Source organism: Arthrobacter sp. NPDC090010, assembly GCF_044748305.1.
GTDB lineage: Bacteria > Actinomycetota > Actinomycetes > Actinomycetales > Micrococcaceae > Arthrobacter_E.
The window spans coordinates 229,028-243,898 of sequence record NZ_JBIVFT010000006.1 but is presented as its reverse complement, the minus strand read 5'-3'; the positions used below and the strand labels follow the sequence as shown (position 1 = coordinate 243,898).

Annotated in this window: 16 protein-coding genes; 2 read left to right on the top strand and 14 right to left on the bottom strand. The window is 65.3% G+C overall.

Annotated elements, in window-relative coordinates; genetic code table 11:
* Positions 1-202 precede the first annotated feature (202 nt).
* The 10 genes from ACIPXZ_RS11315 to ACIPXZ_RS11270 form a co-directional block, all read right to left on the bottom strand.
* A complete protein-coding gene (locus ACIPXZ_RS11315) occupies positions 203-1,090 on the bottom strand; it encodes a carbohydrate ABC transporter permease (RefSeq protein WP_400593957.1) in 888 nt (295 codons plus the stop codon).
* A complete protein-coding gene (locus tag ACIPXZ_RS11310; RefSeq protein ID WP_400593975.1) occupies positions 1,087-1,989 on the bottom strand; it encodes a carbohydrate ABC transporter permease in 903 nt (300 codons plus the stop codon). Before ACIPXZ_RS11310 ends, ACIPXZ_RS11315 begins: the two co-directional genes overlap by 4 nt.
* A gap of 92 nt (positions 1,990-2,081) precedes the next feature.
* Positions 2,082-3,494 (bottom strand): N-acetylglucosamine/diacetylchitobiose ABC transporter substrate-binding protein, encoded by a 1,413-nt coding sequence (gene ngcE, locus ACIPXZ_RS11305; protein WP_400593954.1) that lies wholly within the window; start codon positions 3,492-3,494, stop codon positions 2,082-2,084.
* Positions 3,495-4,049: 555 nt separating this feature from the next.
* Positions 4,050-4,448: an MmcQ/YjbR family DNA-binding protein gene (locus tag ACIPXZ_RS11300; protein ID WP_400593952.1), complete on the bottom strand. Its 399-nt coding sequence runs from the start codon at positions 4,446-4,448 to the stop codon at positions 4,050-4,052.
* A gap of 55 nt (positions 4,449-4,503) precedes the next feature.
* Positions 4,504-4,959 (bottom strand): CoA-binding protein, encoded by a 456-nt coding sequence (locus tag ACIPXZ_RS11295; protein WP_400593949.1) that lies wholly within the window; start codon positions 4,957-4,959, stop codon positions 4,504-4,506.
* A 91-nt stretch (positions 4,960-5,050) separates the two neighbouring features.
* Positions 5,051-6,340: an adenylosuccinate synthase gene (locus ACIPXZ_RS11290; RefSeq protein ID WP_400593946.1), complete on the bottom strand. Its 1,290-nt coding sequence runs from the start codon at positions 6,338-6,340 to the stop codon at positions 5,051-5,053.
* Positions 6,341-6,429: 89 nt separating this feature from the next.
* A complete protein-coding gene (locus ACIPXZ_RS11285; protein ID WP_400593944.1) occupies positions 6,430-6,933 on the bottom strand; it encodes a SipW-dependent-type signal peptide-containing protein in 504 nt (167 codons plus the stop codon).
* A 4-nt stretch (positions 6,934-6,937) separates the two neighbouring features.
* Positions 6,938-7,627 carry a hypothetical protein gene (locus ACIPXZ_RS11280; protein WP_400593941.1) on the bottom strand — a complete coding sequence of 230 codons (690 nt, stop codon included), beginning with the start codon at positions 7,625-7,627 and terminating at the stop codon, positions 6,938-6,940.
* Positions 7,624-8,151, bottom strand: coding sequence for a signal peptidase I (locus tag ACIPXZ_RS11275; RefSeq protein WP_400593938.1), 528 nt, complete (start codon positions 8,149-8,151; stop codon positions 7,624-7,626). The genes ACIPXZ_RS11280 and ACIPXZ_RS11275 overlap by 4 nt, the downstream gene beginning before the upstream one ends.
* Positions 8,152-8,154: 3 nt before the next feature.
* Positions 8,155-8,841: a SipW-dependent-type signal peptide-containing protein gene (locus ACIPXZ_RS11270; RefSeq protein ID WP_400593935.1), complete on the bottom strand. Its 687-nt coding sequence runs from the start codon at positions 8,839-8,841 to the stop codon at positions 8,155-8,157.
* A gap of 274 nt (positions 8,842-9,115) precedes the next feature.
* Between ACIPXZ_RS11270 and ACIPXZ_RS11265 the strand changes: the two genes are divergently transcribed.
* Positions 9,116-10,690: an AMP-binding protein gene (locus tag ACIPXZ_RS11265; protein ID WP_400593932.1), complete on the top strand. Its 1,575-nt coding sequence runs from the start codon at positions 9,116-9,118 to the stop codon at positions 10,688-10,690.
* Positions 10,691-10,910: 220 nt separating this feature from the next.
* Here the strand turns inward: ACIPXZ_RS11265 and ACIPXZ_RS11260 are convergent, their stop codons facing one another.
* The 3 genes from ACIPXZ_RS11260 to ACIPXZ_RS11250 form a co-directional block, all read right to left on the bottom strand.
* A complete protein-coding gene (locus ACIPXZ_RS11260; protein WP_400593929.1) occupies positions 10,911-11,333 on the bottom strand; it encodes a DUF3151 domain-containing protein in 423 nt (140 codons plus the stop codon).
* Positions 11,334-11,335: 2 nt separating this feature from the next.
* Positions 11,336-12,358, bottom strand: a complete 1,023-nt coding sequence (gene fbaA, locus ACIPXZ_RS11255) for a class II fructose-bisphosphate aldolase (protein WP_400593926.1) — start codon at positions 12,356-12,358, stop codon at positions 11,336-11,338.
* A gap of 154 nt (positions 12,359-12,512) precedes the next feature.
* A complete protein-coding gene (locus ACIPXZ_RS11250) occupies positions 12,513-13,199 on the bottom strand; it encodes a TrmH family RNA methyltransferase (RefSeq protein ID WP_400593923.1) in 687 nt (228 codons plus the stop codon).
* A gap of 114 nt (positions 13,200-13,313) precedes the next feature.
* Between ACIPXZ_RS11250 and ACIPXZ_RS11245 the strand changes: the two genes are divergently transcribed.
* A complete protein-coding gene (locus ACIPXZ_RS11245) occupies positions 13,314-14,138 on the top strand; it encodes an HAD-IIA family hydrolase (RefSeq protein ID WP_400593921.1) in 825 nt (274 codons plus the stop codon).
* An 84-nt stretch (positions 14,139-14,222) separates the two neighbouring features.
* Here ACIPXZ_RS11245 and ACIPXZ_RS11240 read toward each other — a convergent pair whose 3' ends face one another.
* The gene (locus tag ACIPXZ_RS11240; RefSeq protein ID WP_400593918.1) at positions 14,223-14,741 is read right to left on the bottom strand and encodes a phosphoribosyltransferase; all 519 of its coding nucleotides are present in this window, start codon (positions 14,739-14,741) and stop codon (positions 14,223-14,225) included.
* Positions 14,742-14,871: the final 130 nt, after the last annotated feature.

Here is a 14,871-nt window from a genome sequence, read left to right as displayed (position 1 = left end):
GTGGGGTTTTTATTCCCCCAACACCACTATTTTTTTTTTCCCCCCCACACAACACACCCCCCCCCACCACCCCCGGGGGGTGTGTTTTTTTTTGGGCCCCCCAAAACCCACAACCACGGAGCAGTCGATGAGGGGCGGACAGCAAAAAGCCCCTGTTCCTCGCTGTGGGGGCGAGGAACAGGGGCCGGAAACGCGCTACAGGCTAGCGGGATGTGCCCTGGGACACCGAGCCTTGCAGCTGGCGCTGGAAGATCACGTAGACCACGAGCACGGGGAGCACCGTCACGGTGACGGCGGCGAACAGCGCACCGAAGTCGACGGCATAGCCCATCTGCTGGGCGTAGGCGAACAGGCCCTGGGACAGAACCTTCGGACCGGACGAGTTGATGGTCACCGGAATGAGGAACTGATTCCACAGGCCGAGGAAGTTGAAAATCGCGACCGAGGCCAGGCCGGGCTTCGCCATCGGGAGCATGATCTGGAAGAAGGTCCTCCATTCACCCGCACCATCGATCGCGGCGGCCTCGGCGATCTCACCCGGCAGATTCTTGAAGAAGCTGTGCAGGAAGAACACCGTGAACGCCAGTGCGAAGCTCGTGTACGTGGCGATCATCGCCTGATATGTGCCGAGGATGCCCATGTTCTTCAGAATCGCGAACAGGGGGACCATGGCGAGGAACACCGGGAAGGTGTTGCCTGCCAGCATCAGGATGTACAGGAACCTGTTGCCCCAGAACTTGAAGCGCGCCAGCACATAGGCGGACATGGCGCCCAGCAGCATCACGAGCACCAGCGAGACGCCGACGACGAGCACCGAGTTGCCGAAGTACTCGCCGATGTGAGCGGTCTGCCACGCGCGGCTGTAGTTGTCGAAGTGCCACTCGCTGGGCAACGCGAAGGGCGAGGCGAAAATCTCCGCCGAAGACTTGAAGGACGACATGAACGTCCACAGCAGGGGAAGCACCACGATCGCCGACCACAGGATCAGCACCACGTGGCTGATGCCCGCCACCGTCCGGTCGCCCGCAGTGGTCTCGGCCTTGCGCTCGACGTGCCCTTCCGGGGCTTTCGTCTTATTGAGGACACTCATACCAATTCCTGATCCTTACCACCGGTCAACCGGTTCACCAGGAAAACGAGTCCCGAGAAGATGAGAGTGGCCACGGCCATCACGACACCCATGGCGGTCGCCATACCGAACTGACCGCGTTGGAAGGCCGTGAAGAACAGCTGCTGAGCCATGACCAGGGTCGAATTCTGCGGGCCGCCGGCGTTCGGGAACAGGGCGGCCATGTAGACGAAGGCGTCGAGGGCGACGATGCCGAGGTAGATGTACGCGGTCTGGATGTTGTCCCGGATCATCGGAACCGTGAGGCTGATGGCCGTGCGGAAACGCCCGGCTCCGTCGATGCGCGCCGCCTCGTAGAGCTCGGCAGGGATGCCCTTGATGCCGGCCACGAAGAGCACCATGTAGAAGCCCACGAAGCCCCACACGATCACGAACATGGAGGCGCCCATGGCGGTACGGGCATCACCCAGCCACGGGTAGTCCTTGAAGCCGCCAAGGCCCACCGCACGCAGCAGACCGTTCAGCAGGCCACCGCTCGGATCGTAGATCTGTCCCCACATGATGCCGATGGCGATCGCGGGGATGGTGTAGGGGAAGAAGGAGACCACGCGGTAGAAGCTGGAGCCCTTCAGGCCCTTGACCTGCCCCTTGCTGCTGCCGCCGACCGTGACCATGACGGCGAGGGCCAACGCGAGGATGATCGTCACCAGGGGCACGATGATGAGCAACAGGATGTTGTTGCCGAGGGCCTTGAGGAAGAGATCATCCTGGAAGAGGCGGATGTAGTTGTCCAGCCCCACCACGTTGTACTTCGGGCTGAAGCCCGACCAGTTGGTGAAACTGTAATAGAACGCCTGAATGAACGGCGAAATCACGAAAATCAGATACAGGACAAACGGCACACCGAGGAAGACCAGCATGAAGCTGAGCTTGTCCCAGGTCAGCTTCTTGCGCCGCCGCGGAACGGCGGCCGAGGGGCCGCCGTCCGCGGTGGTTCCCAGAACAGGCTGGGTCACTTGATTTCAACCTTCTTGATCGACGAATCCGACGCGATCTTGTCCGAGATCTGCTGCAGGTCGCTGGCCAGCTGGTCCGCGGAGCTCTTGCCGTCCAGGAAGGTGTTCCAGGCGACGAGCTGGTCCTTGTTCATGCCGTACAGATCGAAGACCTTCCAGTTGAAGGTGTTCTTCCCGGCGGCGTCGAGCATCTTCGTCTGGGAGACCAGGGCGGTGGAGCCGAAGCCGTCGGCCGGGACGGTGCCCTTGACGACGGTGGGGGCCAGCTTGGTCTTGGCGAAGTTGGTCGCCGCGTCCTTGGAGAGCATGGCACGAAGCAGTTCCTTGCCGCCCGCGACGTTCTTGCCCTGAGACGGGACGATGAACGGCTCGCCGGCACCGGAGTGCAGGGCCTCGTAGGGCAGCTTGGAGCCGGAGGTGACGGTCGGCACCGGGGCACCGGTCATCTTGAAGTCGGCCTTGGTCTGGTCCTTCATCTCGTTTTCGATCCAGGAACCGGACGGGTACAGCAGTGCGTCCTGGCTGTTCGACCACTGCGCCTGAGCGGCGGTGAACTGGGTTCCGGAGCCACCGGGCTTGATGTGACCGGCCTTGATGTGCTTCTCCAGGGCCTGGAAGACCTTGGTGATCGCGTCCTGCTTCCAGGCGTTCGGCTTCAGGTTCTCGATGTTCAGACGGACCTCGTCGCCACCTTCCTTGATGGCGGAGGCGAAGGCGAGCTCCTGGTAGTACGTCGCGGCTTCCTTGCCCCACAGGAACAGGTACTTGCCCTTGGCCTTGGCCTTCTCGCCGAGATCGAACGCCTCATCCCAGGTCTTCGGAACGGTCCAGCCGTTCGCTTCGAACAGCGACGCCGAGTACCAGACACCGTAGACGGTCAGAACGTAGTTGATGGCTGCGACCTTGTCACCGAAGGTGCCCGGGTTCAGTACGCCTTCGTACAGGGTGTCAGCGATCTTGGTGCCCTCGTAGTTGTTGGCCTCGGTGATGCTCTTGAGGTCTTCGAGGGAGTCGAGGATGGTGGAGATGCCGATGGACTGGGCACCGGAGTTGTCCACGAGATCCGGCGGGTTGCCACCGGCGAAGCGCGGCTGCAGTTCAGAGGAGATGGCCGAGGAGGCCGAAACCTTGAAGGTCGAACCGGAGAATTTCTTCTGGGCGACGTTCGCGGCGAACTGGACGTAGTCCGTCTTGTAGCCGCCGTCGAAGACCACGGCATCGACGGTCGAGTTGCTGGCCATGCCGAACGGGTTGTCCGCAGATACGGTACCGGTGGGAGCGGACCCACCGCCGCTGTCACCGCCGGATGCGCAGGAAGCCAAGGCGCCACCCATGGGGATGATCGCGGCAGTCGCGAGCGCCCCCCGGAGGAATCCACGCCGAACAAACGGCTGGTTCTGCATGTTCATATCGTTAACCTTCCGATGACTCAAAGGAGCTGGACGGGTCATCTGCGACTTCGACCAGCGTGACCTGGGCCCATCGGGACCCTTGCCTGTGTGATATGCAACACCATCTTTGCGCGAAACGCAATAATTCCCGGGAGTTTTGATCAACTTCTTTCATTGCGGTTTCATAACTTGCCTCATGTGGAGGCCGTCCCGGGGCCCCTTCAGCGCTGGCCGGGCCGGGTGCCGGGAGACCCTGCGAGGGTGACGATGAGGCCAGCTTCCCACCCGTCCCAGGACCGCAGCGAGCGCCTCGCCGTGACCGGGGAAAATCGAGTAGTGGCTACTGGGGACAACTGGATTCCGGCTCGATAATCTTCACAGTACGCAGCACTCTGCCGACCGGTCCGCCGACAGGACACTGCGTACCGACGCCGGGAGCCGGGGAACCCCACGTCGGTGCCGAGCGACCGTTTAGGAGGCGGCCGGTCGGGGTCCCGCCAGAGGCCAGGAACCTCAGCCGGAGCGGGGCCGGGCAACCCGACACCTTCGGGGCACCCGGCCCCAGAAAACCCCTCAGCCGCGTTCCAGAAGCCCTTTCCAGCCCAGCTGTTCCTGCTGGCGCCGGCTGAGCCCGGAGACCACGAGGTCGTAAGAATCCTCGATCATGTCCCGCAGCAGATCCTCCGGCACCCCATCCAGCTGCACACTGTTCCAGTGCTTCTTGTTCATGTGCCAGGCACCGGTGATCGCCGGATAGGAGGCCCTCAGCTGCAGCGCGATCTCCGGATCGCATTTGAGGTTGACTCCCAGAGGCGTGCCGCTGAGAGCCGACAGCGCGAACATCTTGGCGGGGTGGCGTGCGCCGTCGACCGCGGAGGCGACCTTGAACACCGACAGCCCCGGGTCGAAGGGGTACTCCTCCACCGCTCCGGGGAACGACAGGCAGAACTCTCTCAGCGCTTCGGCGTCCATCGCGGTTCTTCTCTCCTTCAGCGGCTCTCAGCCGTGGCGTACGACGACGGCGGGCTCAGGCCTGGGCCTGACCGTCACCGGCCAGCCGACGGCCCTGCTGTGCCCAGCGGTGCAGCACTCGGTCGGGGCACTCGTCCATCACGACCATGAGACCGGCGGCCTCGGCCCGGAGAGCGGCGTCTTCGTCGACAACGCCGAGCTGCATCCAGACGGCCTTCGCACCCGCCTCGATGGCCTGGTCCACCACGTCCCCCACGCGCTGGGAATTGACGAAGCAATCCACCACGTCCACTCCTGCGGGCACCTCGGAGAGTTTCGTGTACCCCTTCTCCCCATGGACGTCCTCGCCCTTGGGGTTGATGGGGATGATCTCCATCCCCATCCGGTCGCGGACCGTGAGCGAGACGTCGTAGGCGGCACGCCACTGGTTGGTGCTGAGACCGACGATGGCCCAGCGGGCCTTCGTCGTCATGAGCTTTTCAATGACGGCGGGATCGTTGACGTGGGTCATGCCCTAAGCCTATTCCCCCGCCGATCCGGCCGGAACGCACCGAGGGCCGGCGACGCCAACGCGCCGCCGGCCCTCGAAAGAGGAAGGAGGATCAGTCCTCGATCAGGTCATGCACGACGATGGTCTGCTCGCGGTCCGGGCCCACGCCGATGGCGGAGAAACGGGTGCCGGAGAGGCGTTCCAGGGCCAGGACATAGTTCCGGGCGTTCTCGGGGAGATCGCCGAGGGTCTTGGCCCCGCTGATGTCCTCGGTCCAGCCGGGGAAGTACTCGAAAACAGGCTTCGCATGGTGGAAGTCCGTCTGGGTCATCGGCATCTCATCGTGGCGGACCCCGTCGACGTCATACGCCACACAGACCGGGATCTGTTCGATGCCCGTGAGCACGTCCAGCTTGGTGAGGAAGTAGTCCGTGAAGCCGTTGACGCGGGAGGCGTGACGGGCCAGGACGGCGTCGTACCAACCGCAACGGCGGGGGCGGCCCGTGTTGACGCCGAACTCACCGCCGGTCTTCTGCAGGTAGAGGCCCATGTCGTCGAACAGCTCCGTGGGGAACGGGCCCGCACCGACGCGCGTGGTGTACGCCTTGATGATGCCGATCGAGCGGGAGATCCTCGTGGGTCCGATGCCAGAACCCACAGAAGCGCCGCCGGCGGTGGGGTTGGAGGAGGTCACGAACGGGTAGGTGCCGTGGTCCACGTCCAGGAAGGTGGCCTGGCCGCCTTCCATGAGGACGACCTTGCCCTCGTCGAGGGCCTTGTTCAGCACATAGGTGGAGTCGACCACCAGCGGGCGCAGGCGTTCGGCGTAGGAGAGGAAGTACTGGACGATCTCCTCGGCCTCGACGGCGCGGCGGTTGTAGACCTTCACCAGCAGCTGGTTCTTCTGGTGCAGGGAGCCTTCGACCTTCTGACGCAGGATGGATTCGTCGAAGACGTCCTGGACCCGGATGCCCAGACGGGCCACCTTGTCCATGTAGGCGGGTCCGATGCCCCGGCCGGTGGTGCCGATGGCGCGCTTGCCGAGGAAGCGCTCGGTCACCTTGTCCAGCACCTGGTGGAACGGGGCCACGAGGTGGGCGTTCGCCGAGACGCGCAGCCGGGAGGTGTCCGCACCACGGGCTTCCAGACCGTCGATCTCCTGGAAGAGGGCTTCGAGGTTCACCACGCAGCCGTTGCCGATGACCGGGATGGCATTAGGGCTGAGGATGCCGGCGGGAAGGAGCTTCAGCTCGTACTTCTCACCGTTCACGACGACGGTGTGCCCGGCGTTGTTTCCGCCGTTCGGCTTCACCACGTAATCGACGCGGCCGCCCAGAAGATCGGTGGCCTTTCCCTTGCCTTCATCGCCCCATTGGGCTCCGACGATCACGATTGCTGGCACAGGGGCCTCCCATGGGGCTCGGCAGGGCAGTTACCCACCCAGTTTAGTCCACACGCCGGATCCGGCCGCATGGGGGCGCTTCACGACGCTCAGCCGATATTGGTGCAGGAGCCTCCCAGGCCTCCGACAAGACCCGGGTTGGCCTTCACTTTGACCGGGACCGAAGTCCAGGTGCCGTTCTTCATGACGATGGCCAGTTCCAGTTCGGCCCCAAGCCCGAGCAGCCCACCCAGGAGATTCACCGGGACATCGGTGACGTAGTCGGCGCCGCTGACCGTGGTGCTGGTCGTCATGGAAAAGCCCGTGAGTGGTGCCAGCACGGACCCCAGCCCACTCTGCGAGGCGTACATCACCGAATTGGCGAGCGCATACCCGGCCGGGGCCCGCCAGTAGATCGTGATCTTGGCACCCAGTCCCAGAACACCCGGGTTGTAGACGCAGGGTTTGCTGAGCGTCGCAGGCGGAATGGTGGTCGCGCTCAGACCACTGCCCTTCGTCCATTCGTTGTCCGTCCAGGCGGCGGAGGTGGGTACGGCGGAGAGCACGACGGCGCACGCGGCCACCGCCGCGATCCAGCCTCCGCGGACTCTCACCACGTCATCCCTTCGTCATCGGTCGTTTTTCCTGCGCCGGACGCCGGCGCGCGAACGCCGCCCAGAGCGCGGTCCCCAGCAACAGCAGCGCCCCGCCCAGCAGAGCGAACCGCCCGCCGTCGTACCCGGTGGAACCCAGCTGACCGGGCGCGCCGTCCTCAGCTTGCGCCGTGATCCCGAGACCCAGCCGCAAGCTCTCGCCCGGCGCCGGAGCCATGCCACGGGGAGCGGCCAGGGACACTGCCAGATACGACTCCTGGCCCACGGGAAGTCCGGCCAAGGGGATCCTCGTCCGAGGTTCCACCGCATCCAGAGGTTTGCCGTCGATCCGGACGGACGACTTCCCGGCACAGCTCAGCCGCGCACCCACACCGCTCCCACCATCCCACGGTTGTGAACATTCGCGCACGGTGACGAGATACCCGCCCGGGGCGGCCAATGCTCCACTGGCGCTCAGCCGCAGCGAAGTGGTGGCAGACACTTTCTCGGCCACACTCAGTCTGAGCTGCCAGGAGTACTCCTGACCGGGTGCAAGGGATGGGAACACCAGGGGGTACGGAGCGGACGCCAGTTCCAGTCGTCCCGGTGAACCCGTCTGCGGCACCGGGACGAACCCGTCCGCCGCCTGCACGGGATTCGCCACACACGCGAGAACGGCCAGCACGAGCACGGCACATCCCGCACGGAACTTCACGACGCCTCCTTCACCGCATGGCGTGGCTGCCGGCGTGGCCAGAAAGCCCAGGTGACCAGCACCGCGAGGACCAGCGTCAGCACGGTGAGGAACCATGGACCCCTGGCGGCCATCACCCAGGACCCGAGGAAGGGCACGGTGAACACGACCCGCTGCGCAGTGGTCACTTGATACGGCAGAGGGTCCTCCGAGGAGTTCGCATCACCCTTCAGCACGAGCGTGGCGGCACCCGGGCCGTTGCCCGGCTCAGGGTGCACGGACACCGCGCGGTGCGTCACCAAGGTCTTGGTGCCCTGCCGTACCACGGAAACCACCTCCCCCGGCTTGACCTGGTCAGCCGGCTCACGAACCGTCAGGGACAAAGCCCCCACCGGGTAGGCGGGTTCCATCGAGCCGGTGCGGAACACCACGAAACCCGCTCCGAACAGAAGCGAAGCAAGGACCCCGAGGAGGCACAAAAGTCCCAGGAAGGCCGCGAGGCTCAGCAGAACCTCGCGCACCACCCTGGCACTGCGCGCCACCACGGATCAGGAACCGACGGTGCTGGTGAACCGCCAGAGCGGGGTGGTCGCCTTGCCCTGCAGGGAGGAATCGGCGGTCGTCGGAAGGGTCAGGGCGAAGCAGAGATCGACGCCGGTACCGGCCGTCGAGGAATCCGCGCCGGCCGGCAGGGAGATCGGCGTCGCCGACGTCGCCGTCAGCGGCTGACCGGCCGCCACCAGCACGGTGCCGCCGCCTGCGAACCCGGCCGCATTGCACTGAGCCTTGGTGACACCCGACTTGAGAGAATAGGTCAGAGCGCCGTAGAGGGCCGAGTTGTTGGTCGGGTCAACCACCGGGGTGGCCTGGACGCCTTCAGCGAGCGTTGCCGTGAGGGCCTGCGAGCCCGCAGCCGAGCGAAGCTGCATCGGAGCGTAGACGGTGCTGCCCGGCAGGAGCTTGTCCGCGTTCACCGTGAACGTCAGTGCACCACCGTTCTTGGCACCCTGATCGCTCCAGGCCGCCGCCCCTGCCGTGCCGGTCCAGGTGTTCTGTTCCATGTGGTACACCGCGGTGCCCGGGCCGCCGGTTCCGTTGTCGTTCTGGCCGAAGACCCATTCATTGTCCGTCCAGGCGGCGAGGGTGAACACGGCGCCCACGCCGAGAACGAGACCACCGGCCAGGATGGCGCGGACTTTGCGGGAGCGGAAGGAGCGAGTGGTTGGCTGGTCCATGATGATGCCTTGTCATAGAGAGATGAGTGATCGAGCACCAGCGGCCCCTCCCGGCCAGGCGTCTCATGAGCGGCCAGTCCCCCCGGAGAGGCCGCGTCCAAACCAGGATGGCAAGGCGTCACCGACGGTGTCAATCACGTCCAGGACACGATTTGAGAGAGACCTACATCTTGTGCCGGGCGGCCTGGACCCTGTTATCTGGATCACATACCCGTCGGTAACAAAGCGGTTCGTGCATCGCGTTCCCTACCGGCGACGACACGCAGGAGGCACCGTGTTCAGCAGCCCATACCCCGACGTCGACATCCCCGCCGTGAGCGTCTACGACTATCTTTTCGGCGATCTCACCCCTGACGACCTGCAGCGGATCGCGCTCGTGGATGGAAGCACGGGCGCCGAGGCGAGCTACGGCGACCTCTTGAACAGCATTCACGCAGTGGCCGGTTACCTTGCAGCCCACGGAGTCGTACCGGGAAACGTGGTGGGCATCCTCTCCCCGAACATCCCCGCCTTCGCGCCCGTCTTCCACGGCATCCTGCGGACCGGCGCCGCCGCGACCACGATCAACGCGCTCTACACCGCCGAGGAGGTCGCGCATCAATTGCAGGACGCAGGGGCCTCCTGGCTCTTCACGATCGCGCCGTTCCTGGAACGCGCCGAGGCGGCCGCAGCGGCCGCGGGCATCCCGGCGGAACGCTTGATCGTCATCGGCGAGGCCGAGGGCCACCCCTCGTACCGCGAGGTGCTGCAAGCCGGATTCCAGCCACCCGAGGTGAGCATCGACCCTGCCACGCACATCGCCGTGCTGCCATTCTCCTCGGGAACCAGTGGCACCCCGAAGGGCGTCATGCTCACCCACCGCAATCTGGTGGCCAACGTCCAGCAGGCTCGTACGCTGCTGGAGGTGTCCTCCGAGGACCGCCTGCTGGCGCTGCTGCCCTTCTTCCACATCTACGGGATGACGGTGCTGCTGAATCTGGCCCTCGCAGAGCGTGCACGGCTGGTGACGATGCCCAAGTTCGACCTGACGGAGTTCCTGCGCATCATCCAGGACCACCGCATCAGCTATCTCTTCATCGCGCCACCCGTCGCGGTCGCGCTGTCCAAGCACCCCTTGGTGGCGGACTATGACCTGTCGAGCGTGCACACAGCACTTTCCGGGGCGGCACCGCTCGACGAGGAACTGGGCCACGCCGTGGCGGAACGCCTCGGCTGCCGCATGCTCCAGGGATACGGGATGAGTGAAATGAGTCCGGTCTCGCATCTCATCCCCCGTTCCGCGGAGGGCGTCCCATTGGGCAGTTGCGGTTACACGGTGCCCAATATGGACATGCGGATCGTGGATCTGGCCACCGGTGAGGACATCGACCCGCCGGCTGAGGGTGTCAGCGAACCGGGTCATCTGCTCTGCCGCGGCCCCAATGTCATGCTCGGCTACCTCAATCTCCCGGAGGCCACCGCCGAGGCACTGGACGCCGACGGCTTCCTGCACACCGGCGACATCGCCACGGTGTCCTCGACCGGCGTCGTGAGCATCGTGGACCGGCTCAAAGAACTCATCAAATACAAGGGCTACCAGATCGCCCCGGCCGAGCTTGAGGCCGTGCTGCTCACGCATCCCGAGGTGGCCGACGTCGCGGTGGTCGGCGCCTACGACGAGGATCACCAGGAGGTTCCGAAGGCGTTCGTGGTCCGGCAGCCGGGTTCGGCGCTCGACGCGGCCGGGGTGATGGCCTTCGTGGCCGAGCATGTCGCCCCGCACAAGAAGGTGCGCCAGGTGGAATTCCTGGATGCGATCCCGAAGTCCTCCTCCGGCAAGATCCTGCGTCGCGAGCTGCGAAAGGCCTGAGCCAGGCAGGGTGGGACGGGGCTCGTAGGCCGGCCGAACTCGCTACTTCAACCCACGGCTTTGCCGAACTCGCTGGCATCGTGCGAGATCGCGATCCAAGGGAGCGAAACGGCATCGAACCAGCGAGCTCACCGACCGCAGGGACCCCCGGAAGCACGACGGCTGCCGGTCACCTTCCAGACTGAAAGTGACCGGCCGCCCCACCCTGCTCAGCCACCGCTCAGAGTGCCTCGATGGCAGCCTTTGCGGTGGGATCCGAGTCATTCAGGAACGACTCGATCCGTTCGGGCTCATCGGCCTCGCCGATGGCCGCTGAGGCCCGGCCCAGCGCGTACAGGGCCCGCAGGAATCCCTGGTTCGGCTCGTGCTCCCACGGGATCGGGCCGGTGCCGCGCCAGCCGTTACGGCGCAGCGCGTCCAGTCCGCGGTGGTAACCCACCCGGGCGAAGGCGTAGGACTCGATGGTCTTGTTCTCGGCCCAGGCCTGTTCCGCGGCGAGCGCCCACAACAGAGACGAAGCCGGGTTCTTCGCGAGCAGTTCGTGAACGGGGGCACCCAGGGCCAGGTGCTGGTACACCTCGGTCTCGGCGGGCAGCTTCGTGGGCTCCGGGCCGAGGAGGTTGGTGCGGAACTCGTCCGACATGCTTACTTGCCGCTCTTGCCGGCGGAGCCGAGCTGCTGCGCGGCCTCGACGATGCGGGCGGCCATGCCGGCCTCTGCGGAGGCGCCCCAGACGCGCGGATCGTAGGTCTTCTTGTTGCCGATCTCGCCGTCGACCTTCAGCACGCCGTCGTAGTTGCTGAACATGTGGCCGGCCACCGGACGGGTGAAGGCGTACTGCGTGTCCGTGTCCACGTTCATCTTGATGACGCCGAAGGAGACGGCGTCCGCGATCTCCTGCTCGGAGGAACCGGAACCGCCGTGGAAGACCAGGTCGAACGGGTTGGCCTTGCCGATCTTGGCGCCGACCTCTTCCTGGATCTTCTTCAGCAGCTCGGGACGCAGCTTCACGCCACCCGGCTTGTAGACGCCGTGGACGTTGCCGAAGGTCAGCGCCGTGATGTAACGGCCCTTCTCACCGGAGCCCAGGGCCTCGATGGTGGCGAGGGCGTCCTCGGTGGTGGTGTAGAGCTTCTCGTTGATCTCGTTCTCCACACCGTCCTCTTCACCGCCAACGGTGCCGATCTCGACCTCGAGGATCATCTTGGCCGCGGCCGTGCGGTCCAGCAGCTCACGGGCGATCCGCAGGTTCTCGCCCAGGTCCTCATGGGAACCGTCCCACATGTGGGAGTTGAAGAACGGGTTGCGGCCGGCCTTGACCTCGGCCTCGGAAGCCGCCAGCAGCGGCAGGACGAAGCCGTCCAGCTTGTCCTTCGGGCAGTGATCGGTGTGCAGCGCGATGTTCACGTCATAGTTCTTGGCGACCTCGCGGGCGAAGGCTGCGAAGCCGAGGGACCCGGCGACCATGTCCTTGACGGAGGCGCCGGACCAGTAGGCGGCACCACCGGTGGACACCTGGATGATGCCGTCGGAACCGGCCTCGGCGAAACCACGGATGGCCGCGTTGAGGGTCTGCGAGGAGGTGACGTTGACCGCCGGGTAAGCGAAACCGCCTGCCTTGGCACGGTCGATCATGTCGGCGTAGATTTCCGGGGTTGCGATAGGCATGCTGACTCCTGGTGATGCAACGGGATGGGCCGGGCAGCAGGGATGTTGCCGACCGTTTCGCGCTATTTCCGCGTGACTGAACCCATCCTAGCCAGCAAGCAGGCGGGCATGGAATGTGTGGCCTGGATCATGACGCGACGCATCCTCGCACGAGTCAGGCGACCGTCTGGCCGAAGACATGCCTCCTGATCCAGGCATGCATGGCGATCGCGGCGGCCGACGCCGCGTTGATGGAACGGGTGGAGCCGAACTGTTCGATGGACAGCGTCGCGGCCGCGGCCGCGTGGACTTCCTCGGACAGTCCCGGCCCTTCCTGTCCGAAGACCAGGACACAGTTCTTCGGCAGTTCGTACGTCTCCAAGGGGGTGGAGTCGGGGAAGATGTCCACCCCGAGAATGGTCAGTCCCTCCCCCTGGGCCCATGCGACGAAGTCCTCCACCGTCGGGTGGTGGCGCACGTGCTGGTACTTGTCGGTGACCATGGCTCCGCGGCGGTTCCAGCGGCGCCGCCCGATGATGTGGACCTCCTTGGCCAGGAAGGCGTTCGCCGTGCGCACCACGGTGCCGATGTTCAGATCGTGCTGCCAGTTCTCGATCGCCACATGGAAATCGTGCCGCCGGGTGTCCAGCTCGGCGACGATCGCATCGTGCTTCCAGTAACGGTACTGATCCAGGACGTTCCGGCGGTCACCATGTTCCAGCAGCTCAGGATCCCAATGCTCACCGGACGGCCAGTCCCCTTCCCATGGCCCGACCCCGACCTCAGGCTGCTGTGCGCCGTCGTCGTCGCGCGCCGGACTTTCAACGGCGGGACGGCGGTCTGAAGGGTTCTGTTCAGTCACCCGTCAACTCTATCGGGGGCACAACGGGCCGCCCGGCGGACCGTTCTTCACATTCCGTTCAGCCGGAAGGGGGAAAATAGGGTGGGAGTACGTTCCCGCTTGTCAGGAGGAATCATGAGCAACGCCGAGCAGGGCCCCCTGCGCAATCACCGCAGCGGCCAGGAGATCGAGTGCTGGCTGACCGATATGGACGGCGTCCTCGTCCACGAGAACCACGCCATTCCCGGTGCCGCGGAGCTGATCCAGCGCTGGGTGGACACCTCCAAGCGCTTCCTGGTGCTGACCAATAACTCGATCTTCACCCCGCGGGATCTGGCCGCGCGCCTGAAATCATCCGGGCTGGAGATTCCGGAGGAGAACATCTGGACCTCCGCTCTCGCCACGGCCCAGTTCCTGAAGGAGCAGGTCCACAGTTCGGACAGCGGCAACCGCGCCTACACGATCGGCGAGGCGGGCCTGACCACGGCTCTGCACGAGGCGGGCTTCATCCTGACGGATCAGGACCCGGACTTCGTGGTGCTCGGAGAGACCCGGACCTACTCTTTCGAGGCGATCACCACCGCCATCCGTCTCATCCTGGCCGGGGCACGGTTCATCGCGACGAACCCGGACGCCACCGGCCCTTCCAAGGACGGCCCGATGCCCGCCACGGGCGCCATCGCGGCCCTGATCAGCAAGGCGACCGGCCGTGAACCGTACATCGTGGGCAAGCCGAATCCCATGATGTTCCGCTCCGCCATGAACCGGATCGATGCGCATTCCGAGACCACCGCGATGATCGGGGACCGGATGGACACCGACATCATCGCGGGCATGGAGGCCGGGCTCCACACCGTTCTGGTGCTCTCCGGCATCACGCAGCAGGAAGAGATCGCCGCATATCCGTTCCGGCCCAACCAGGTGCTGCCGAGCGTGGCCACCCTGCACGAACTCATCTGAGCCGACGCCGCCGGGCATGGGAACGGCCCCGCATCGCACGAGATGATCGTGTGGCGCGGGGCCGTTCCTCTTGTAAGCCGCAGATCAGCCTTGCGGCTCCACCGGCGGCAGCGCCGACCAGGGGAAGGTGATCCACTTGTCCGTGCGGCGCCACTCGTAATCGGGCTCCAGGATGGTGCGCGGCTTGGTGTAGAGGCACACGGTGCGGACTTCGGCGCCCCAGTCACCGATCAGTTCGACCACCTTGGCGAGGGTGCGCCCGGAGTCGGAGACATCGTCCACCAGGAGGACCTTCTTGCCGTGGAGCGCGCCCTCATCCAGCATCGGCGGCAGCACCACGGGCTCCGGAAGGACCGTCCCGATGCCGGTGTAGAACTCGACGTTCAGTGCACCACAGGCCTTGGCCCCGAGGGCGTAGGCGATGGAACCCGCCAAGAGCAGACCGCCGCGCGCGATCGCCACCACGACTTCGGGCTGGAAACCGCTGTCCACCACGGTCTGGGCGAGCTCGCGGGAGGCGTCCCCGAACGTGTCCCAGGTGAGGACTTCGCGCTCGGGCTCGGGGAGGACGTCCACCCCGGAATCATCAAGATTACTTGTCATGCATCAAAGTTACCGGCGCCGAGCTACGCGCCGCGACTCGACGTACACCCAGCAAAACCACCCCGAAAGACTGTGGCGTCTTGAGCAACAGGCTTCGTCTCGTGCCGAAGACGTAGGCCATCACGCAAAA

What these genes read in the sequence shown, in the direction of transcription:
- ACIPXZ_RS11315 (WP_400593957.1), bottom strand. Translation starts at nt 1,090, where the DNA reads ATGAGTGTCCTCAATAAGACGAAAGCCCCGGAAGGGCACGTCGAGCGC.
- ACIPXZ_RS11270 (WP_400593935.1), bottom strand. Translation starts at nt 8,841, where the DNA reads ATGGACCAGCCAACCACTCGCTCCTTCCGCTCCCGCAAAGTCCGCGCC.
- ACIPXZ_RS11245 (WP_400593921.1), top strand. Translation starts at nt 13,314, where the DNA reads ATGAGCAACGCCGAGCAGGGCCCCCTGCGCAATCACCGCAGCGGCCAG.
- ACIPXZ_RS11240 (WP_400593918.1), bottom strand. Translation starts at nt 14,741, where the DNA reads ATGACAAGTAATCTTGATGATTCCGGGGTGGACGTCCTCCCCGAGCCC.
- ngcE (WP_400593954.1), bottom strand. Translation starts at nt 3,494, where the DNA reads ATGAACATGCAGAACCAGCCGTTTGTTCGGCGTGGATTCCTCCGGGGG.
- ACIPXZ_RS11260 (WP_400593929.1), bottom strand. Translation starts at nt 11,333, where the DNA reads ATGTCGGACGAGTTCCGCACCAACCTCCTCGGCCCGGAGCCCACGAAG.
- ACIPXZ_RS11295 (WP_400593949.1), bottom strand. Translation starts at nt 4,959, where the DNA reads ATGACCCACGTCAACGATCCCGCCGTCATTGAAAAGCTCATGACGACG.
- fbaA (WP_400593926.1), bottom strand. Translation starts at nt 12,358, where the DNA reads ATGCCTATCGCAACCCCGGAAATCTACGCCGACATGATCGACCGTGCC.
- ACIPXZ_RS11300 (WP_400593952.1), bottom strand. Translation starts at nt 4,448, where the DNA reads ATGGACGCCGAAGCGCTGAGAGAGTTCTGCCTGTCGTTCCCCGGAGCG.
- ACIPXZ_RS11310 (WP_400593975.1), bottom strand. Translation starts at nt 1,989, where the DNA reads ATGCTGGTCTTCCTCGGTGTGCCGTTTGTCCTGTATCTGATTTTCGTG.